The 19,307-nt window shown below is 68.0% G+C and carries 17 protein-coding genes and 3 pseudogenes; 7 read left to right on the plus strand and 13 right to left on the minus strand.

The window, feature by feature from the left end; translation table 11 throughout:
• Positions 1-1,534: 1,534 nt before the first annotated feature.
• Positions 1,535-1,705, plus strand: coding sequence for a hypothetical protein (locus ACFYW3_RS35910; protein WP_389388590.1), 171 nt, complete (start codon positions 1,535-1,537; stop codon positions 1,703-1,705).
• Between the two features lie 1,238 nt (positions 1,706-2,943).
• On the opposite strand, the pseudogene ACFYW3_RS35915 reads toward ACFYW3_RS35910, so the two are convergent.
• Positions 2,944-3,258: pseudogene (locus tag ACFYW3_RS35915) on the minus strand (hypothetical protein); the annotation flags it as partial.
• A 291-nt stretch (positions 3,259-3,549) separates the two neighbouring features.
• On the opposite strand from ACFYW3_RS35915, the gene ACFYW3_RS35920 reads away from it, so the two are divergent.
• Positions 3,550-4,146, plus strand: coding sequence for a hypothetical protein (locus ACFYW3_RS35920; protein WP_389388591.1), 597 nt, complete (start codon positions 3,550-3,552; stop codon positions 4,144-4,146).
• A gap of 185 nt (positions 4,147-4,331) precedes the next feature.
• Here ACFYW3_RS35920 and ACFYW3_RS35925 read toward each other — a convergent pair whose 3' ends face one another.
• A complete protein-coding gene (locus tag ACFYW3_RS35925; RefSeq protein WP_351753180.1) occupies positions 4,332-5,246 on the minus strand; it encodes an alpha/beta hydrolase in 915 nt (304 codons plus the stop codon).
• A gap of 106 nt (positions 5,247-5,352) precedes the next feature.
• Between ACFYW3_RS35925 and ACFYW3_RS35930 the strand changes: the two genes are divergently transcribed.
• The gene (locus ACFYW3_RS35930) at positions 5,353-5,799 is read left to right on the plus strand and encodes a MarR family winged helix-turn-helix transcriptional regulator (protein WP_351383792.1); all 447 of its coding nucleotides are present in this window, start codon (positions 5,353-5,355) and stop codon (positions 5,797-5,799) included.
• Between the two features lie 525 nt (positions 5,800-6,324).
• On the opposite strand, the gene ACFYW3_RS35935 is transcribed toward ACFYW3_RS35930, so the two are convergent.
• Both ACFYW3_RS35935 and ACFYW3_RS35940 read right to left on the minus strand, forming a co-directional pair.
• A complete protein-coding gene (locus ACFYW3_RS35935) occupies positions 6,325-7,212 on the minus strand; it encodes a hypothetical protein (RefSeq protein WP_389388592.1) in 888 nt (295 codons plus the stop codon).
• Between the two features lie 474 nt (positions 7,213-7,686).
• On the minus strand, positions 7,687-7,920 hold the full coding sequence (locus ACFYW3_RS35940; RefSeq protein ID WP_389388593.1) for a hypothetical protein: 234 nt from the start codon (positions 7,918-7,920) through the stop codon (positions 7,687-7,689).
• Positions 7,921-8,128: 208 nt separating this feature from the next.
• Here ACFYW3_RS35940 and ACFYW3_RS35945 point away from each other — a divergent pair, with 208 nt between their 5' ends.
• Positions 8,129-10,300: a TerD family protein gene (locus ACFYW3_RS35945; RefSeq protein ID WP_389388594.1), complete on the plus strand. Its 2,172-nt coding sequence runs from the start codon at positions 8,129-8,131 to the stop codon at positions 10,298-10,300.
• A 336-nt stretch (positions 10,301-10,636) separates the two neighbouring features.
• Here ACFYW3_RS35945 and ACFYW3_RS35950 read toward each other — a convergent pair whose 3' ends face one another.
• The 4 genes from ACFYW3_RS35950 to ACFYW3_RS35965 form a co-directional block, all read right to left on the minus strand.
• A complete protein-coding gene (locus ACFYW3_RS35950) occupies positions 10,637-10,891 on the minus strand; it encodes a hypothetical protein (RefSeq protein WP_389388595.1) in 255 nt (84 codons plus the stop codon).
• Between the two features lie 196 nt (positions 10,892-11,087).
• Positions 11,088-11,813, minus strand: coding sequence for a restriction endonuclease (locus ACFYW3_RS35955; protein WP_389388596.1), 726 nt, complete (start codon positions 11,811-11,813; stop codon positions 11,088-11,090).
• 36 nt (positions 11,814-11,849) lie between these two features.
• On the minus strand, positions 11,850-12,530 hold the full coding sequence (locus ACFYW3_RS35960; RefSeq protein WP_351753200.1) for a restriction endonuclease: 681 nt from the start codon (positions 12,528-12,530) through the stop codon (positions 11,850-11,852).
• Complete coding sequence (locus tag ACFYW3_RS35965) at positions 12,530-12,742, minus strand: hypothetical protein (RefSeq protein WP_351753202.1); 213 nt, start codon at positions 12,740-12,742, stop codon at positions 12,530-12,532. The genes ACFYW3_RS35960 and ACFYW3_RS35965 overlap by 1 nt, the downstream gene beginning before the upstream one ends.
• Before the next feature lie 429 nt (positions 12,743-13,171).
• Here ACFYW3_RS35965 and ACFYW3_RS35970 point away from each other — a divergent pair, with 429 nt between their 5' ends.
• A complete protein-coding gene (locus tag ACFYW3_RS35970) occupies positions 13,172-13,510 on the plus strand; it encodes a hypothetical protein (protein ID WP_329402671.1) in 339 nt (112 codons plus the stop codon).
• On the opposite strand, the gene ACFYW3_RS35975 is transcribed toward ACFYW3_RS35970, so the two are convergent.
• Positions 13,511-14,400 (minus strand): IS5 family transposase gene (locus tag ACFYW3_RS35975; protein WP_389388597.1). Its coding sequence is split into 2 segments (ribosomal slippage): positions 13,511-14,046 and positions 14,046-14,400, totalling 891 coding nucleotides; the frame shifts between segments, so codons are not numbered across the junction.
• 22 nt (positions 14,401-14,422) lie between these two features.
• Entirely contained in the window at positions 14,423-15,313 is an 891-nt protein-coding gene (locus tag ACFYW3_RS35980) for a hypothetical protein (protein ID WP_389388598.1), read from the minus strand.
• A gap of 596 nt (positions 15,314-15,909) precedes the next feature.
• On the opposite strand from ACFYW3_RS35980, the pseudogene ACFYW3_RS35985 reads away from it, so the two are divergent.
• Positions 15,910-16,251: pseudogene (locus ACFYW3_RS35985) on the plus strand (IS630 family transposase); the annotation flags it as partial.
• A gap of 399 nt (positions 16,252-16,650) precedes the next feature.
• On the opposite strand, the gene ACFYW3_RS35990 reads toward ACFYW3_RS35985, so the two are convergent.
• Together ACFYW3_RS35990 and ACFYW3_RS35995 are read right to left on the minus strand one after the other, a co-directional pair.
• Positions 16,651-16,935, minus strand: coding sequence for a transposase (locus tag ACFYW3_RS35990; RefSeq protein ID WP_389388599.1), 285 nt, complete (start codon positions 16,933-16,935; stop codon positions 16,651-16,653).
• 155 nt (positions 16,936-17,090) lie between these two features.
• Positions 17,091-17,670 (minus strand): annotated as a pseudogene (locus ACFYW3_RS35995) (DUF6368 family protein).
• Positions 17,671-18,129: 459 nt separating this feature from the next.
• Between ACFYW3_RS35995 and ACFYW3_RS36000 the strand changes: the two are divergent.
• Complete coding sequence (locus ACFYW3_RS36000; RefSeq protein WP_351753215.1) at positions 18,130-18,654, plus strand: ATP-binding protein; 525 nt, start codon at positions 18,130-18,132, stop codon at positions 18,652-18,654.
• A 353-nt stretch (positions 18,655-19,007) separates the two neighbouring features.
• Here the strand turns inward: ACFYW3_RS36000 and ACFYW3_RS36005 are convergent, their stop codons facing one another.
• A complete protein-coding gene (locus tag ACFYW3_RS36005; protein ID WP_389388600.1) occupies positions 19,008-19,304 on the minus strand; it encodes a hypothetical protein in 297 nt (98 codons plus the stop codon).
• Positions 19,305-19,307: the final 3 nt, after the last annotated feature.

Genomic DNA, 19,307 nt, shown 5'->3' on the forward strand with positions numbered 1-19,307 from the left:
ACGCGTGGACGGTGGACCCGGACCGCGCCGCGCACACTTGCACGGTGACGTCCCAGGTGTCCGGCCAGGGGCCGGAGTAGCCGGCGTCGTCAATGCCCTGGGTCGTACGGTCACCCTGCCGCTCGCCGGGCCGGCTTCCGGGTGAAGGCCTCGCCGGCGCGGGTCAGGACGTCGCGGCGGAGAGCCGGCTCACCGAGGATGGCGAGCCATGTCCGCGAGGGGGTCGGCGAGACCGAGTGCGGCCTGAGGATCCACGGGCAGCACCTGGAGCCGGGAGCGCCTCCTGTGCAATGCCACTGCTCACACGTCGGGCTCCAGATCGGACGCGGGGCTGTCATCCGCCGCTTCAGCCGCAGCACCGCCTGCCCGGCGGCCCAGGAAATAGGTAATCCCCGCAACCGCAATCGGGGTCAGCGCTGTTCCGAGGGCGCCAACCCAGGAAGGTCCGGCCGAACCATCCGCCGAGCCTGTGCCTGGTTGCGTAAGGGTGACCACGATGGTGACTGGCGGCCCCCCAGGGATCGCGATCGGAACACTCGCTGACGGCTGCGGGGTAGGTGGAATCTCCGACGGGGATGACGACGGTTCCGATGGCTGCGGGGTAGGTGAGATCTCCGGCGGGGATGACGACGGCTTTGATGACTTCGGAGTAGGCCGCATCTCAGATGGAGATGACGACGATTCAGCGGTTGTGGATGCGGTAGACGGTCCGGGCGGCAGCACGCGACGGTTCTGGTCCTGAAAAAGCACGATAAAGGAGACAACGAAGCTACCCAGAAGCCCCGTGAACACGGCCATGAGCGCCCACACTGTCCAAATTGACCGCCTATGACCTCGATGTAGCACGTGGCGCGGTGGTGGCGGATCCCACTTATGACCATTCTGCCCCATAGTGCGCCATCGTCTCAGTGCCTGCATGGTCAGCAGGGAAAGCGCGCCGCATGCAGGCCAGTCAGCCGCTACCCGGCCCCGAAACCAGCGGACACAGCGGCGCCAAACACCACACCGCCCCGGCAGTTGCAACGATGCACTGTCGTACGCACACGAGACGGAACCCCCTGCGGCTCCGCCGCGGCGCCACGGCCTTCCAAGCTCAGACGATCTCGCACACGAGAGGCAGCTGCGGGGAATCGGCCGAATCGACCTCGCGGAGAGGGCCGCTTCGATACGACGACGTGGACGATACGCAGGCAAGCACCCAGGACTGCGATCGGATACGCAGGGCTCGGCTGCATTCGAGGCCGCCTTCGACTTCGGCGATCGGCTGACCGATTCGGGCCCGGGAAATCAATGGCGTGTACAGCGCCCTGCCTTGCCTCCGAGACACCCAGGCTGTGCTGCCCGCCTGCCCGGTACCGGCTTTGTGACTGCGCCGGTATGAGGCGCACCATGGCTGAGCGGTGACGGTCTCGGTTTGTGCGGAGTCGGGTTGAAATCGATCACCAGTGCCGAATGAGGTTTCTTCGGATGTTCGACTCAACACTTTGTCTGCCCGGGTGCCGCACCCTGTTTCGGATGCGGCAACGGCGTTCGCATGCGGAACGCCCCGGCGCGGGGCGCCCGGCGGACTCCTGCTACTGGCGCCCCTCGACTCCCCGCCAACTTCGTCAGCTCCGGGTCGACCCTCGCCGCCGCGTACGAGCGCTCCTCCGCCGCTGTCAGGGCCGCGTACGCCGTCAGGACCGGCGTCTTCTCCGCCGCCTGAGGATCCGCCGCCGGCACCGCCGACGACGTCGCCACCGAAGACACCGCCCCGGCCGGCTTCCCGTCCGACGACGCACCACCGCACCCGGCCACCATCAGGCAGCACCCACCCCAAGCCCCGCAACCCGTAACCCCCGTGCCCGCACCGCGCCTTCCGCGTCCGTGATCATCACGTCACGCCAGCACCACCCACCCCCACCAACCCCGACTTCCGACCCCACCGAACCAACGGCACCGCCAACCCCCAACCCTCCCCACCCCCTAAGTAAGTCCGGCCAGTCACCGACCGGGATACCGGGTCTGACCAGGAACGACACCGAGGGAGCGGCGGACCCGCTTCCCCCATGTCTCCCCCCATGGTTCCCCCCTTGTTTCCCCCGATGTCTCCCCCCTTGTTTCCCCCCATGTGTACCGGCGGCGGGTCTCGCGCCCAGCCCGGAACGGGCCTTGGAGACTGGACAGATGAACGAGCGCCGCCAACTCGGCTCGGGCCCCGCCCCGCCACACCCCCGACGCCACCGATCGCGGCGCGCCGGGCCCGCCTCGCCGCCGAGGGCACCCAGACACCCCCACCCGCCGAGGCCCACACCGGCAAGCACTCCGAGCCGGCTTCGGACCGGCGCACCCTCGGACCCGGCACCACCACCAACCGGAGACGTCACCGGTGAGTTCCGCCACCGGTGAGTTCGCCGCACAAGACCGGTGACCAGACCGGCGACCGGGCAAGCCAGCCTTACCCAGGGGGTTCGGGAGGCTTGCCCAGCACCTGTTACCCAACCAGTTACCAAACTGGTTGCCTCCGCGCCTGTTACCAGGTCTGACCAGGGAAAAGAAGCCTCCCAGGGAGTACTTGGGCGTCTAGGTAACCGGGATTGCACCGCAGGGCGCACGGACGGGGAGTTGCGGCAGGGGACCCAGAGGTGCACCGGAGGTGTGACTCCCGGGCAGCAACGCCGGGGTCCGGGCGCGTTCCTGGCAGCGCCTCAATCGGGCGGTGACCGGCAGGCTGGTGACTGGACCGGTGACCGGTGACGCCAGGGAGTCTCCACCATCGGGCTTTGCGCCATCCGAAGCGGGCGCAGTTCGTCGAGGGCGATCCGCAGAAGCCTTTCACCGAGGCGATCCTGCACGGGCTGGAGGCCAGGCTGCGTGCCGATGTCGACGCCCTGGACGACTACGCTGCCTCCTCACATCGCGTCGTCCGCTGCGGCCTGTTCGCGGCGGCGCCCGGGTGGGCCAGGGTGTGTCACCGGAGTACTGAAAGCGGCACACCACACCCGGGCCGCCCGCCGGGCGCGGCTCGCCGGGGCGCGGGTCGTACAGCGCCCGGTGGCCGGGCCGGCGCCCCGGCTCGGTGATCAGGGCGACGCCGACGTCGATCTCCTCCGGCCGTCAGCCGGTGATGTCGAGCAGCAGCTCATCCAGCGGGCCGCCGACCAGGACGGCGTATGTCTGGTGCGGCAGCGGGCCCAGGTTGGGGGCGTCGTGGTCGTGGCCGTACACCCGACCTCTCAGTAGCTGTTCGTATCGGCGTTCATCCGGCCGGCCTTCCAGCCGCCACCGAGGTCGCGGGCCTCGCGCCGGCCGCCGATGCGAAGAGAGCTCTCCCCTCGGCTCCGGTGGCGACCCCACTCTGCATGCCCACAACACCCCCGGACCGGAGGGTCAGGGGGTGTCACCGCCCCAGATCCACGGCCCGAACGGATCATCCTCCCGGGGGCCGTAGTCCCCCCGGCTACCCGGCCCGTACATCCCCAGCGGCGCGATCACACTCGGTCATCGGCTTCCCCGCGGTGGACCGAGGCCCTCGCCCACATCGAGAAGCACCACGGCATCGGAAAGCGCATGCGCGACGGCCGCCAAGTCGCCGTCCTCGCAGCCCTCACCTCCGACGACGCCGACAGCACCGCCGCACTCCTCGTCGACACCCAGCCCGGCGAACCGTGGGAACAGCTCATCACCACCTGCCTGACCGTCCTGTGCCGCAGCGCTCTCGGACGCCCCGTCGACCGCCACCTGGCCGAACTCGTGACCGGCTACCTGGATCACCCGAGCGAACACGGCACGACCGTCTTCGACATCCGACTCGGACTCACTCTCCTGGACATCACCGCAGCCTCAAACAACGCCGCCGCACGCCGCATCACAGAGGACCTCTACCAGCGCACCAGCGACGCCAACGACGGTTACGCCGCCCGAGAGACCCTTGCCCACCCCCTGCTCACGGCCCTCGCCACCAATCGACAGCTTCAACACTGCCACGCCCTCCTACACGCCTGCGCACTGGACACCGGGGCCTTGCCGACCCGAGAACACGACCAACTCGTCGCAGCGCTGAGCACGTGCGACCGCACCATCCGAAACAGCGTCGAATGCGCAGAGCACCCGAGCCAATCCGGCGGACAGCCGGCTTCACGTAACGAAGTCACGCACGACATTTGAATCGTCCGCAAAACCCTCCGCAAACTTGATGTCCGGCGGCATGCCGTAGTGCTGGAGAGCTGTCTGGAGGCCGGCGAAGGGTCAAGGCTCTTCGCTTTACCCGAAGAGATTCCCTTCGGCCCCCTGAAGTTCCCCGGCAGCAGGATGTGTGGAATCGGGCGGCGTCCTCGCCCGGTCGGCAGGCGTCAGTGGGCGAGTTCGAGGCGCTCGACGCCCAGGTGTGTGGTGAGGAAGCGGGCGGCGCGGTCGAGTGCGGCGTCCGCCTCGTCGAGCCGGCCGTGGTTGAGCTGGAAGACGTGGGGAAGGCCGGGCCCGATTTCGAGCGTGACCTCGACGTCGTCGGCGCCCGCACGGCCGGCCAGCCGGACGGCGTCGTCGAGCAGCACCTCGTTCGCTCCGACCTGCACGAGCAGTGGGGGCAGCCCGGTGAGGTCGGCGAGCACCGGGCTCGCCAGGGGGTGTGTGCGGTCGGCCGATGCAGCGTACAGATCGGCGTAGGCGCGTACGTCGGCCTCGGTGAAGATGGGGTCGGCATCCTCTTTGGAGCGCATGCTCTGCCCGGTGAGGGTGAGGTCGACCCACGGGGAGAAGGTGACCACGGCGGCTGGTTGCGGGAGTCCGGCCTCGCGGGCCGCGAGTAGGGTGGCGATGCTCAGACCGCCACCGGCGGAGTCGCCGGCCACGACGAGTTCCCGCGGGTCGGTACCCGTTGCCAGCAACTCGCGGTAGGCAGCGAGCCCATCGTCGACGGCCGCGGGGAAGGGGTGCTCGGGCGCCAGCCGGTAGTCCACCGACACCGCTCGCAGCCCGGTGCGCAGGGCCAGTTCACCGGCGAGCCCGGCGTGGGTGTGGGGTGAGCCGACGACGTAGCCGCCGCCGTGCAGGTAGAGCAGCCGGCCGCGGCCGGAGAGTTCGGCCGGTATCAGCTCCAGGGCCGGCCGCCCGCCCAGGACGGTCCTGCGGGTGACCACGCCGTCCGGCGCGGGCCTGGTCAGAGCTGCGGCGAAACCGCTGCGCTGCTCCTCGACAGTGGGCGGCGTCCCGCCGCGCGGAGCGGAACGGAGCAGGGCATCCAGAGCCTCGCGCTGCTGTCGGGACATGGTGGCCTCCAGTGATCGGGATGAGAAGATGGATTCCCAGGAATCAATCTCTCAGAGTCAACCACATTCCAAGGAAGATGATTCCTAGGAATCTACTGGAGGTGTCGTGAGCCACATCACATCGATCTTCACTGATCTCGTCCGCGTCGAGACCCGGCTCTACAACGCGGTGAACGCCCGGCTGCGCACCGAACAAGATCTGAGCCTGGGGCAGTTCGAGTTTCTGGAGATCATCGACCGCGTGCCGGAATGCCGCGTCCTCGACATCGTCGGCGAGCTGGCCATCACCGTGGGAGCCGTCAGCAAGGCCGTCGACCGACTGGTGACCGCGGGCTGGTGTGTGCGGGTCGCACACCCCCAGGACCGCCGCTCGTCCGTCCTTCGCCTCACACCCGAGGGCAAGGAACAACTGACCGCCTCCCGTACCGTCGTCACCAGCGAACTCACCGCGCTCACCGCGACCGTTCCCCCCGACGAGCTGAACCGCATCGCCTCGACCCTGACCGCGCTCCGCGCGACCCTTGAGGCAGACTCCCTCGGCCAGCCGGGCTGAGCCTGACCCTCGAGGTCCACGAAGATCATCGCAACCTCAAGGAGCAACCCGACAAAGGGACCCGCCGGTGGCTCATGAGGATGACGCCCAGGGTGTTGATGTCGGCCAGGATGCCGGCGATGCCGCCACCGGGCAGGTTGGCACCGACCTGGAACCAGGGGGTGTTGAAGATGCCACGCGGCAGCTGCCGCAGACGTGCGTGCAGGGCGTCGTACCACTCGCTGGAGCTCTGGTCGGCCTCGAAGCAGAAGATCTGCAGAATCAGGTGGCCCGCGACCTGCCCGTCGAAGATGACACGGTTGGAGCCGAAGCCACGGGTGTCACCCCGGCGGGGCAGGTGCTGGCGATGTTTGCCGCTGTGGCGGATGTGCGCGCAGCGTCACCATCAACTCCGTGTCCGCCACGACGGTGCCCACCGGCTCGTCACCGACGGCCTGTATCTCGACCTGTCGAAGGCTCTGCGCAACCGCCCGCGACAGGCCTGGTGTGCGCAAGTACTGATCGGTGTGATGGCCGCCGCCAGACTCAATCGAGCGGGAAGCGTTCCGAGGCGGGCCGTACCGCGGGTACGGCGGCCCTGCCGCGCGGGGCGGACTCGTCGGAGTCGCTGCCGGCGTTGGATGGGTGGTCGGCCCGCTGCTGAAGGCGTTCCGCCCTGGTGGGGCTGGCGTCGCCCGCGTACGCGTCCGTGATCGGCTCGCCCGCCCGCGGCTTGCCCTGCTTCTCGTTGGACCGCTTGATGGCGTCCTGGAGGAGATTGGGGTTCTCCAGGAGCGGGAGGCCGAAGCCTGGGGCGCTCTTGCCGGTGGCGGCTTTGAACGCGCCGCGGGCGAAGGAGACACAGTTGTAGCGGGCGAGGTTGTAGTCGTCGGCGTCGTGCTGGTCGACGTACTCCTTGAACTTGAGAACCTGCTCCTGCGTCAGAGCCGTTTCGAGCAGGGAGGAGGCCCCTTCGGGCAGGTCCCAGTTCCTCTTCACGACGCCGGGCACCGTCGCCATGACCTCGCGGCGCCCGTTGAGAGGCGCGACCGGGAAGAAGCCGTAGGACTTGTACGAGGTGGAGCCGCCGGACTCGGTGTAGAGGACAACCCAGGCGTGGCCGACGTTGTCACCGTCCCAGAACTCGGGTTCGCGCATCCGGCGCTCCTTCTTGACCTGGAGCTGGAGCCGATAGGTGATGTCGTCGGACGGACCAGCGTCCGTGGCGCCGGTGTCGGCCCGCTGGACGGGCGTACCTGTGCGCGCGCCGCGTGCCGCGGAGGTACGTACAGAGGCGTCGCGGCGGCCGGCGAGGGCCTTGGCCAGGGCGCCGTTTCCCACGGCGCGCTGGAGGGCGTGCATGTGGGGCTGAAGCGAATGGGTTCCGGCGTCGGGCGAGTTGAGCATGGCGACGGCGGAGACGGCGTCGGGCATACGCAGGGGAGAGCCATCCCGCAGCGTGGGGCGATGTGTGGGGGGGCGTGGTGTCGGAATCACGTTCGTGTCTGGGCACGCCTGCTCCTGCTCCCTCGGCCGCTCGTGTGTCACTGCCCCGCATCCCATCCGGCGAACCGCGCGCACGCGAGGCCCTTGGGGGCAGGACCGAGGGCAGGCATACCCGGGGCGGGCGGACGGCAGGACCCGGCAAAAGCTCCGTGGCAGTCGCGGAGCGGTCGGCCGGCGAGTCTGGACAGCTTGGGGCGGTGAGTGCGGTGTCGACATCGAGCACCATCACGTCGACCATCCGGTCCTGCCCGCTTCCAGGTGACCCACTGAACCGGCGCTCTCTGTCTGATCACCGGGTCGGCCTTCGGTCACCGGTCACCGGCATCGGTCACCGGCTCCACGAAGGCGGAGGCAGCGACCGGTCAGTCATCGGTGACCAGTCACCAGTCACCGGTCAATCGGTCAGGTCCGGGGCCGGTGACCGACCGGTGGTGCGCCGGCAGGTCGGCCGCTTGCAGGGTTTCGGCGACTGGCCCGGGCGGCCACGCTGGGGATGTAATCGCGGTCGGCGAGGATGAATTCGGGCATCGTGCGGGCCTCCTCGACGAGCAGGTCGCCGACTCCGTGGTCGTCCGCCAGGGCGTGGGCGACGGCCGCGAGGGTGCGGGCCGCCTTCTGGTAGCCGCCGAAGGCCATCTTCAGGGCCGACGCGGCCCCACCCGGGGCCCCGCGTCGCGGACCTTCACCGCGGTGCCCTCGAAGATGTCGCGCGCGAGCTGCTGATGTTCTTCGGCGCCGGCCAGGTAGGCACCGCTGGTGATCTGATCCCCGGGTCGACTCCGCCCGGGCGGGTGCGGGGGAAAACCGGGTGCGGCCGTTCGCACCGGCCTGGGATCATCCCGGGATGGTCCACCGACTCGAACCCCTGGTCATCCGGCACACCCACCGCATTCCCTGCCCCACAGGACCCGTCGGGGAAGGCGCCGTCGCGGCGCAGCAGTTCGACGCCGCGCTGATGTCCGTGGGCTTCAAGCTCTCGGCCGAGCTACTCGCCCACTTGTCGGGGCTCTCCGAGGGTGCCGTCGTCGAGACCGCCGTACGGACGCTGGGCGTCGTCCGGGAGATGGTCGGCGACCACGTCCGGCACAACCCGTACTTCATCGACTTTCCCGCCAACGTCCCGAACACTTTCGACTTCTGGATGCGGTGCATCCGCGACGCGCTCGCCGACGACACCACGCGCGCGAGCACGCTGGAGCAGCTGAGCGCCGGTGTGGTGAACCTGCTCACCCTCCCGTCGTACGGAAACGTCCGGCACACCTACGCCGAGATGCTCGCCCACCACGACGAGCTGATCGCCGCCGCGGGGGACCGTGTGACGGTGCTGCACCCAGGCGGCGCCCTCGACGCCGAAATCACCTTCCTCTACCTGGCGTTGGCCGGCAGCACCACCCCGCTCGGCGAGGATGGCCTGCACGACCTGGGGGTCCTCGCCGGCCACTGCGCCGACGGGCCGCAGCCCGAGGAGATCCCCGTACGGGAGAACCGCGCCGTGGTCAACCACGCCCGGCTGATGGCCGGTGCGGGCCTGCTGCTGGACACGGTCACCGATGTGCTCCGTCTGGCGTGCGCGCTTGTGGGGGGCGACGTCACGCTGCGGGAGCCGACGCGGCTGCGCACCGTGCCCCGATCGGTGCGCCGGGCGCTGCTCGCGGGCCTGGACGCGGTCGTCGCCGCGTCGCCGGCCAAGCTCGCCGACGTACACGCCCACCGCGAGCGGTGGAAGCGGCTCGGCGAGCGGCTCCACCCGCACGAGTACCCGCAATGGCCGCACGCGGCCGACGTGTTCGCCGTCGCCCGCGGCGAGAAGACGGCGCGCTCCCTGGACAGCCGGGTCGAGGACCTGCTCGCCCGGGGCGACACCACCGCCGCGGTCGAGCTGTTGAAAGCCGCACCGGGCAAGCTCTTCCGATCGCTGGACCATTTGCTGCGCGACTCCTTCACCCAGGACGAGCGCGACGCCGTCGTGGCCGCCGCCGAGCAGGTCGTCCCCGAGGTCTCCGGCCGGGTCGTGCTGTCCGTGCGTCAGCACCTGCACAACCGTGAGCGGGAGACCGGCGAGCAACGCGTGTTCGTCAACCGCCTCGGCCGTGCCTGGGTCGCCGAAGACGACCGCCGACCGGTGTACGCGCCCGAGCGCAAGCGGCTGATCGCCGCGCTCGACGCCGAGCTGCGCCGCCGGCTGCCCGCCGCGGCCCACCTGTTGATCGACCCGGACATCCTGGACGTGGCGTTGCCACTGAGCGGCAACGCCACCGCGTCCGGGCTCGGCGTGCTGCCGCGCGGCTCGGTGTCCCGCGTCGACGGAGAACTGCTGCGCTTCTTCGTGTACTGGAAGCAGAGCGAGCGCTCCACCGACTACGACCTGTCGGCAGCGCTCCTGAACGCCGACTACTCGACCGCCTCCTGGCTGTCGTACACCCATCTGCGCGGGGTCGAGGGCGAGCACTCCGGCGACATCACGGACGCGCCGGACGGAGCCTCGGAGTTCATCAACCTGCGTCTGGGCGCTGTGCGCGCCACCTGCATCGTTCCGCAGATCAACATCTTCTCCGGAGAGGGCTTCGAGGAGGTCGAGGAGTCGTTCTTCGGGTTCATGCTGCGCGAGGGTGAGCAGAAGGGACGCCCGTTCGAGCCGCGCGCGGTACGCATGAAGTCGGAACTGCGCGGTCCGGGCCGGGTAGCCCTGCCGCTGGTCTTCCTGCGCGGTTCCGACGGCCGGTGGCGTGCCAAGTGGCTGAACCTCTACCTGAAGGGGACTCCGTCGTCGAACAGGGTCGAGGGCAACCGGGTGACGGTCGCGACGCTGCTGCGCGCCATCGTCGAGCGCGAGCAGCTCACCGTGCGCCACCTCACGGAGCTGATGACCGGCAGCGCGACGACCGTCACCCTGTGGGACGGCGAGACCGTTCCGGCGGGACCCGTCACCTACATCGGCCTGGAGCGCCCCGCCGGGCTGCACCCGGGGTCGCGGATCGTCACTCCCGAAAACCTGCGTGACCTGATCCCCGGCTGACTGTTAGCGTGTCCGTGGCGAGGCCATGAAGGGGCTTCCTTCTCCACACTCCTTGAAACTAGTCCCTTCGCTTTCCTCGCCACCGACTTGAGGCCTCCGGCCGCCCCGCCTGTACGCGGGACGGCGGGAGGCCTTTCGCGTGGCCGGCGCCTCCGCTCCGGCTCGGGTCGGCAACTGGGCGGTCAGCCTGGCGTCGGCCGCGACAGCGACGTACTGCGCCAAGAATCGGTGAACCACTCGGCATTCCGGTTCGTCTCGTCCCCGAGCAGGGGTAGCGCCGACGTAGGCCCAAAGGCCGCCAGTACTTGATCTTGGCGGGTGTGGTGCTCGGTCCGCTCAGTGCAGGCTGGTAGCCGGGAGGGCGTTGACGCGGTTCTCGTACTCGCGGCGGGCCTTGCGCTGGGCCGGGACCGCCGCGGTGCCGTCGAGGGGCTGGCAGCGGTCGAGGAGTTGGCGGTGGATCGCGGGCACGGCAATGAGGCGAAGGGTGTAACCCTGGCCGCGCCGTACAGTCACGCCCTGGTCAAGCGTGGCTCGCTCGGCGGGCTCCAGCTCGGCGGCGCGGAGGAAGTCGGCGACCTTGCCCGGCATGTCGAGAACGACCGGCAGTTCCGGGGCCGGGGCGCCCGGTTACTCGGGCACGGGCCATGCAAACCGGTGGAGCACCGGGCAACCTGCCCGCTCACCCAGCCCTGTGTTGCGTCGTTGGCTTCCTTGCTGTTCGACTCCCGGAATCCACGAACCTGCTCGCTTACGTCTTCGACGTGCTGGGGGGTGGGTCTGGGGCTCACTGGGTCGTGCTCGGGATACCCAAGACGTCGTACAGGTGCCGGCCGTGCGCCCATTTCTTCAGTTCGGGCCGGCCCATGAGGATGAGCTCGTGGTGCGCGGCGAAGTCGATCGCAGGCTGGGTGAAGCCGTTGAGGCCGATCATGATCGGGACGTCGGCTCCATGGTGGATGCGGGCCGTTCCGTTGAATTTCTGCACGTGACCCGAGCCGACCGGAACCGCGTACTGCTTGCATTGCAAGATCAGGAGCCGGTTGTCGTGGTCGCGGGCGCTGACGTCCACGCCGAGGTCGCCGGAGCCTCCCACCCGCCGTGTGCTGTGGAACCCGTCACGGGCCAGAAGTTCGGCGCACGCCTGCTCGAATCCCGTCGCGGTCATCGCGGCGAGTTGCTTCATTCTGAAGGTCAGCACGTCCGGGTCTGCCGTCTCGTTCGACGGAGCGTTGGAGGCGTAGGCCTTGTCCTGATCGACGTAGGTGTACGTGTCGGCGCCGAACAGGAACGAGAGCAGCTTCGCAAGGAGGGTGAGCGAGGCCAGCGCGCCGACGGCGATGAAGCCGGTCCACCAGGGGTGATCAGCGATCAGCCCCCACAGATCTACGGTGATCCACCGGCTGACGTCTTTCGTGAGCCACTCCCACAGCATCTTGCCGATCGCCAGCGCGAGGATGGCGTACAACAGGAATTTCAGCAGCGGGTCGAGGGACCCGTCTTCGTCGAACACCACACCTCCGGAACGTCGATGATGGGGAAGTGACTGTCAGGCCGCACGCTTGAACCGGCCGCGACGGGCGCGTGCGGACAGCCCGAGGAGCTCGTGCAGCGCGGTGCCGGTCTCCGCCCAGCGCCTGAGCTTGTCCCGGTCGACCCAGTGGACGCCGTGCCGGTCGCCCCAGGCCATGGCGTCTCGGGTGAAGGTGCCGTTGGTGACGACGACAGCGTGGTCGGCTCGGTGGGCTGGCCCGGCCGTCCCCTTCACCGCGTACATGACCGAGGACCCCACTTTCCCACCTACGCGTGTGTGCTTGGCCTGCACGACGATCCGGCCGCGGTGCATGTGGTCACCGATGACGTCGGCCGATTGGTCGCCGCCACCGCCCACGCGGCGTGCCGGCCAGCCGTCCCGGACCAGCAGGTCCCGCAAGGCGTGCTCGAACTGCCGGTCGTCCATCGCGTCGAACTCGGCCAGCGTGATCCGCAGCATGGCCAGCCGCTCGGAGTCGCGCCGCCGACGGCCCACGGCTCGCGCGATCCGCCAGGCCCCAATGGCCCCTGTCAGAAGAACGAGAGCCAGCAGGAAAGGCCACGCGTCCCTGAGCGCCCCGACGGCCGCCGTGGCCATCCGGAAGGCCAGGACGAGAACGGCCAGCGCAACGACAGCCGCCGAGGCAATCTCGGAAGCACCGTGCGGGCGTCGAAGGCGTAACGGCTTGCGTCCCATCAGCGGGTAGCCGGAGAGGAGAGCGCCGGATTCGGTTGCGCAGGCGCCGGCGTGCTGGCCGCCTCGCCGAATCCGAACACCTGCCCCCATAACCAGATGCCGGCCGCAACGCCAGCGATCATCCAGCCGCTCATCCGTTTCGCGCTCCGCGGCTTCGGATTGCGGCGGATGTGTCCGCGGACACGGTGGAACCCGTCCGGCACCTTCGACATGGCGTCCCCTCCTGTCGGCGGGCTGCGGTCGCGGCCCGTCCCTCAGAATGATGTAGCAGCGGGCACTGACAGAATCTGATGGATCATCGCGAGATCTCGGAGGGCCAGACCGCCATCAAGCCAAGTGCGTCGAACCGCCCGCCTCCCCAGCACGGTGGAAGCGTGGGCTGCTGACCTCGACGAACAGCTCCCTGGCCCCTGCTCGGCCGTCGCGGGCCGCCCACAGCAGCACTGCGAGGGTCACTGACGGGATGCCTCTCACCTGCGAAGAACGGTTCCGGTCGCGTCAAGCGGCACCATGACGGTGAATGGCGGAAAGCAACGGAGCACGACCGGCGCTCCTGTGAGCCGGCGCCGCCAGAGCGGGTGCAGAGTGAGTTACTCCCGGGCGAGGAGGAGCTGTATGGCGGACTCATGGAGACGCTAGGTATGTTCGACGTTGCCAAGCAGCTCGACGAACGGGAGCTGCTGATCGCGGAACACCTGCGGACGGCGATGAGCGCCATGGGCGGCGTGGCGAGCGGTCGTGCTCTGGGTCTCTCGCGCTGGTTTGTCATGGGCGAGCTGGCGAGCGTGTTCCGCTCCCTTGTGCGCAGCGGTCCACGTGCCATCCGCAGTCAGCCTGCGGAGTTTTGGGAAGCCCTCGTGAGTGCTGGGGAACTCCTCGAACCAGCGGGCGAGAACGAGCATGGAACCGTGACACAGGCTCTTGACGAGTGCCGGGCCCATCTGGCCCGTTGCACCGGCTCAGGCGGGACCGACGGATAGTCACCTGGCTGGTTCGCGGAGCCAGCGGACCAGGGAGGCCAGAACGATTCCGATGCGGTAGCGGTCGGCGAGTTTGTCGAAGCGAGTGGCGACCGCGCGGAACTGCTTGATGCGGGCGAAGCATCGCTCCACCACGTTGCGGTCGCGGTAGATCTCCTTGTCGAAGGCTGGTGGTCGGCCGCCGAGACGCCCCCGGCGTCGGCGGTTGGCTTCCTGGTCACGGCGCTCGGGGATCGTGACGGCGATGCCCCGGCGCCGCAGCAGGTGGCGGATCGCCCGGCTCGAATACGCCTTGTCGCCCAGTACCCGCTCTGGCGTTGTGCGTGGGCGACCCGCGGCGGCACGAGAGACGCGGATCCCGTCGAGAACTTCCCCGAAAGCGGTGGCGTCGTTGACGTTGCCGGGCGTGAGCACGATCGACAACGGCAGGCCCCGACCCTCCACGGCAAGATGGACCTTGGTGGTCAGCCCTCCCCGGGACCGGCCGAGGGCCTGGCGTGCTTGCGAGCGTCCGGGATCTTCTAGTTCGTCCCCATCTGCGGCCCCCTTTTACGGGCACCGGCGGGGTGCTGGTGGGCCCGGTTGACCGTGGAGTCGACGGAGACCGTCCACTCCACCTGCCCCACCGCGTTGTTGCGGACCTGGACGTGCTCCAGCAGCTTCGACCACGTGCCGTCTGCCTCCCAGAGGGCGAACCGCTCGTAGACGGTCCGCCACGGCCCGTACCGCTCCGGGAGATCACGCCAAGGGGTCCCAGTCCGAAGCCGCCACAGCACACCGTTGACCACCTGCCGGTGATCACGCCATGGAAGCCCACGCCCGTCAACCTTGGGCAGCAGGGCTTCCACCCGCTCCCACGCCGCGTCTAGCAACTCACCTCGACCTATCACAAGATCAATTGCCAGACAGGCCCTAGCACTTCTCGATCCAGAGGCCGCTTGCCCAGACGTAGTACGGCACGAGGCGGTAGACGAGGCACTGCCTGCGCTGTTCCGCGACACGCGCCAGCCAGTCGCCGGCGAAGCTCGCGAAGGCCGCTGCGGCGGGGCCGCCATAGCGGGCGCCGATGTAGGCCGAACCCGCTCGCGCGATGGCGCCCGTTTCCCAGGAGTCGAACTTGATGACCATCGCTCCCCAGGAGTAGTAGATCCTCGGGTCCGCCACGACCGGGTGCGCATAGTTGTTGGACGCGTGCTCGACCACCTGGGTCAGCGTGGTGCCGTCCGTCTCGAAGTGAGTCGGAACAGCGGTCCCATCGGCGTCTTTTGCCCAAGGTGCCGGAACAACCAGCGCCAGGGTGTTGTCGCCGTTGAGCACGGCAGCGTTGCCGTGCCCGTCGATCGTCACCTTGCCCCCGTCCGGTACGCCGACCTTGTAGTCGTAGCGCGTCGGAGCGTCGACGTTGGCGATGGTTGTCAGCATCTGGACGCCGGTCCCGGTCGGGATGACCGCCTGGGCGGAACCGTCGGTGCCGGGGTACACGACGGTGCCATCGGAGAGCCGCTTGGCGTCCTTGGCTTCGTCGGCGTTCGGAAGCCCGACGTTGACCGAACCGAGCGACACGCCTTTCTCCGGGTCCTTGGGGACATCGGTGGTCGTGCCGTCCTTGGTGATGATGGCGGCCGAGTCGGTGTCCACGAAAGCCTTGACGGGCTCGGCGACCAGGTCGCCGTTCCCGGCGTCGGTGGTGTTCAGTGCCGCGGCGACCTCCGACGTGGTGACGGTGTCACCACCATCGGCGGATGCCATGGTCGGTGCTGCCAACATCATGGCGGTGGTCATCACGGTGCCGGTCACCACCATGCTGACATTTCGCATGAGTCGGTTGCGCGTGTGCCGCATTTATTCGCTCCCAGTGAATTAGGCGCCGGCGTGAATGTGCAAGATCCACACAGCCAATTCTCGCGATATCGAACCGAGGAGAACGACATTCCAAATGTCGCTCATAGGCTCAACATCTGTTCTCACTGGAAATGGATCATGTGACATGTTCGACCATATTGCAAGTGTTAGCGGAATGGCACGTCAGTGCGAACTGCCGAATGTGATGTACCGCCGTGCCGGCCCCCTTCGGGCCACCGGGACAAGCATTTCCAATTCGCCGCCGGAAGCCTTGGCAAGAAGGGGGAACAGGGGGCCCATGACCAGGCGTGTCAACGCCTGACAGTTGCTGACCCCGCCCTCTGTGGACCACTGCGCGGGCTTCTCGGCAGTGAGCAACCGCGACGTCTGACCGTCGTCCTGATTCGCAGACTGGTGGCAAGGGTCGACGCCGACCCCACCATCGTTCACCACCCCACAGGGTTTCCGCATAGATGTGACCGACCCAGCACCTCTGTTCGGGACAAGCCCGCCAGAGCGGTGGGACGAGGCTCTCAGGGCACCTGCTTCGCTTGACGCTGTCAACGGATCCGCTGTTCATCGACAAGGTCCGTGACGTCGTCGGCCTCTACCTGGATCCGCCGGAGAAGGCTCTGGTCCTCTGTATGGACGAGAAGTCGCAGATCCAGGCCCTGGACCGGTCCCAGCCGGTCCTGCCGATGATGCCGAGCGTTCCCGAGCGCCCCAGTCACGACTACATCCGCGCCGGCACCGCCACCCTCTTCGCCGCCCTGGAAGTCGCGACCGGCAAGGTCATCGGATCACTGCACCGCCAGCACCGGGCAGCCGAGTTCAAGAGGTTTCTGACCAAGGTCGACAAGGAGGTCCCCGCCGAGCTCCAGGTTCATCTGGTCCTGGAGCAAGCCCAAGGGGAACCTGGGCAAGCCACCCGGACGGCGGCTTGCCCACCCCGGCCGGGGTGGGCTGAGGTGGGCAAGCCGGGCCGGACAGTCCAAGGCCCCGGCCGGGCCGGGGGAGGACGCGGTGCGCAGTTTCGAAACGGGCCAGACGGTCGTACGGCGTGACGTGCACCGGTCGGGCCGGGTATGGAGCGAGCAGGCACTGCGGGTCGTCGCCGACACCGGCGAGGCGCTGGTGACAGCCTGCGCACCCGGAGCACAGGCCCGATGGCCCGCCCTGTACGCGCAGGCCCGCGCGGAGGGGGACCGGTCGGTGCGCAAGGAGGCGTTCGAGGCGATGGCGGCCGACCCTGGTGGGCGCGGACGATGGTGGAGTCGATCTGGACGAGCCAGTCGATGTCACCGGCGGCGTCGGCCTGGGCCTGGATCTGTTGCGGCCTGGGTGAATACGCCGTTGATGGCGTAGCGGCGGAAGCGGGTGTAGACCGACTTCCACAGGCCGTAACGTTCCGGCAGGTCACGCCAGGAAACCCCGGTCCGGATCTTGTAGACCAGCCCGTTGACGACCCGGCGGCCCTCCACCCGAGGCCGACCTCTGCCGGCACTCGCTATCAGCGGAGCCAACAACTCCCACTCAAAATGAGTCAGTTCATGGCGACGAATCACGACACCATGATCCACCATCGAACAATCATTTGAAGACGGAACCTAGTTGTCACAAGGTTCGTGTTCGCAGTCGGGTTGTCACCAATCAAAGGAATCCACCAGTACGCGACAGCACGCGACCGCGAGTGGCGACCTGCACCGTGAGCCGGGACGCGACGATCGGCGCTGAAGCGCTACTTGATCAAGTAGAAGTCGGGATGTTGCAGCCAGGCTTCCAGAAACTCCACGTCTCCCACATGTCGAAGCCACCGGCACCCACCGCCGGTGTCATAAGAGACCTCCGTGAGCCTTCCCGGGAGGTCTGACGCCAGTGCTCTCGCCCGGGTCAGGACTGCCTCGTTGCTCGCGTCCTCTCCCGTGGTGCGGTGACCACCCAAGAGGCCGTCGAAATCGACCAGCGCATCGAGGCGGCGGGTGAGAGCGAGCGTCAGGTGGCCGAGCAGCACGTGGTTCACCGGCCCCGAGCAGCCGGCGCCGACTATCAGCCCCTGCACTGGTGGCCGCGAGAGCCGAGTAGTCCTCGTCCTCGGCAGGCAACTCCTCGTCCTCCGACAGGAAGAACACACCGACGTCGGCCGGGTCGAAGGCCCGGAGGCCCAGGGCCGAAGCGTCTCGCACCCAGAAGTCCACGTCGCCGCCGGCCTTGACCTCCACGGGCTCGCAGAAGGTCTCCAACCACGGGACCACATCAGCCAGGATGTCCGCGAACCCGCGTGGTTCGAAGAGCCACAGTCCAATTGCCGGTCCCGACATACCGCCCCCAGAGCCTCGTGGCCCAAGTGCCACTGGGACCCGGTTCTACCAGGTCCCGACGGCAGACGCCTGATCATTGTGGGCCACAGCCCAAGCTCAAGATCGATTCCAGTGCTGGAGCGCTCCGGTTCCAACAAGCCTGACCTGGTTCAGCCAGCCCGTCACGGCTCACCACTCGACGGCTAGGGGCGGCTGGTGACAGAAATCCCTGCGAAGTGACAGTTGTCGCTGCGAGTCACACGACGTGAGCCGAAGCACGTTGGTTGTCACCATCGGCGTCCGCTGGCCTGCGACTTCGACCGGGCAGAGCACGCTGGTTGTCACCCGGTCGGCGCGCTACCTGTCACCAGTTGCGCGCGAAGCGTGGTGGGTGTCACTGGCTCCTGACCTCCGGCCGACCGGCACCGGGTCTTCCACGCTGCCCGTCCCCTCAGCCCGCAAGACGCTAGCGTCAAGTCCATGATCGTATGGCTCAACGGCACGCACGGCGCAGGCAAGACGACGACCAGCGCGCTCGTCCGGCAGCTGATTCCGGACTCACGGGTGTTCGACGCCGAGAAAGTCGGCGAGACGCTCATGGACATCAAGCCAGGGCTGCCCGCAACGGACAACTTCCAGCACTGGCCGCCGTGGCGTCCCCTCGTGGTCGAGACCGCCCGACGCGTTCTCGACTACACCGGCGGCACTCTGGTGATGCCCATGACCGTCCTGGTCGAGCGGTACTGGCGCGAGATTGGCTCGGGCCTTGCCCGGCACGATATTCCGGTCCGGCACTTCGTCCTACATGCCGACTTGGACACTCTCCGCGCGCGTATCGCAGGCGACACCGTTCTCGGCCCCAACTCCCCGTTCCGGCTCCAACACCTTGAGCCCTACGCCGAGGCGGCCCGCACGTGGCTGCATGCCGAGGCCGAAGTCGTCGACACCACGCACCTCACCCCCGCCCAGACCGCCCAGCAGATCGCAGAGGCCGTCAAGAGCTGAGAGGACGACCTTCCGGTACGAACCCGCCGCAGTCCGCTCTCGTGGAACGGGAGCTCCCCGGCCGTCGTCCAGTCGACGGTGTGCCGGGGTCCGGTCCAGCCGCAGGAGCACTCCGCGCGCAGCAGGTGTGCCTTCGGGCGCGGCTGGTAGGTGCCTGCGCCGTCGTAGACTCTCCAATGGCTCACCTCCCAGCCAGAGCTGCCCGACGCCGAGTCGAAGTAGACCGGCTTCGGGACCGACCCTCCTTCTCGAGGGCGCGATAGTCATAGACTGATTCTCATCGAGGAACGGGACAGGGCCTTTCGTGAGAAAGGAGATGCCCTGCTGGATATTTCCAGCAGGGCATCTCGCCTTCAGTCGGTCAGGAGATCGGCAAATCCCCTATCCGCCATTGCTGACACTGCGCGACGTATTTCATCGCGAGCAACTTGTCGAACCACAATTACATTCCTGGCCGAGAAGTATCCCATTCGATCGATGTCGATGGCAACGGCCTGTGGCAGTCGATTTTCGTCGAAGAACGACAGCGTCCAGCTTTTGCCACTCCATGAAATCCGGACGCCGTCAATCCAACCTTTATTCTCGATCTCAGACCAGTCGAATTCATCGAGGCCCTCCGGAAAAACTATCTGATACTTCGACTTGAACACCTC

Origin of the sequence: Streptomyces sp. NPDC002602 (assembly GCF_042889445.1) — a bacterium.
GTDB lineage: Bacteria > Actinomycetota > Actinomycetes > Streptomycetales > Streptomycetaceae > Streptomyces.

What these genes read in the sequence shown, in the direction of transcription:
- ACFYW3_RS35940 (WP_389388593.1), bottom strand. Translation starts at nt 7,920, where the DNA reads ATGGCCTTCGGCGGCTACCAGAAGGCGGCCCGCACCCTCGCGGCCGTC.
- ACFYW3_RS36000 (WP_351753215.1), top strand. Translation starts at nt 18,130, where the DNA reads ATGATCGTATGGCTCAACGGCACGCACGGCGCAGGCAAGACGACGACC.
- ACFYW3_RS35920 (WP_389388591.1), top strand. Translation starts at nt 3,550, where the DNA reads ATGCGCGACGGCCGCCAAGTCGCCGTCCTCGCAGCCCTCACCTCCGAC.
- ACFYW3_RS35965 (WP_351753202.1), bottom strand. Translation starts at nt 12,742, where the DNA reads ATGTCGAAGGTGCCGGACGGGTTCCACCGTGTCCGCGGACACATCCGC.
- ACFYW3_RS35990 (WP_389388599.1), bottom strand. Translation starts at nt 16,935, where the DNA reads ATGGTGGATCATGGTGTCGTGATTCGTCGCCATGAACTGACTCATTTT.
- ACFYW3_RS35925 (WP_351753180.1), bottom strand. Translation starts at nt 5,246, where the DNA reads ATGTCCCGACAGCAGCGCGAGGCTCTGGATGCCCTGCTCCGTTCCGCT.
- ACFYW3_RS35960 (WP_351753200.1), bottom strand. Translation starts at nt 12,530, where the DNA reads ATGGGACGCAAGCCGTTACGCCTTCGACGCCCGCACGGTGCTTCCGAG.
- ACFYW3_RS35980 (WP_389388598.1), bottom strand. Translation starts at nt 15,313, where the DNA reads ATGGTGGTGACCGGCACCGTGATGACCACCGCCATGATGTTGGCAGCA.
- ACFYW3_RS35970 (WP_329402671.1), top strand. Translation starts at nt 13,172, where the DNA reads ATGTTCGACGTTGCCAAGCAGCTCGACGAACGGGAGCTGCTGATCGCG.
- ACFYW3_RS35910 (WP_389388590.1), top strand. Translation starts at nt 1,535, where the DNA reads ATGCGGAACGCCCCGGCGCGGGGCGCCCGGCGGACTCCTGCTACTGGC.
- ACFYW3_RS35950 (WP_389388595.1), bottom strand. Translation starts at nt 10,891, where the DNA reads ATGCCGGGCAAGGTCGCCGACTTCCTCCGCGCCGCCGAGCTGGAGCCC.
- ACFYW3_RS35945 (WP_389388594.1), top strand. Translation starts at nt 8,129, where the DNA reads ATGGTCCACCGACTCGAACCCCTGGTCATCCGGCACACCCACCGCATT.
- ACFYW3_RS35935 (WP_389388592.1), bottom strand. Translation starts at nt 7,212, where the DNA reads ATGCCCGACGCCGTCTCCGCCGTCGCCATGCTCAACTCGCCCGACGCC.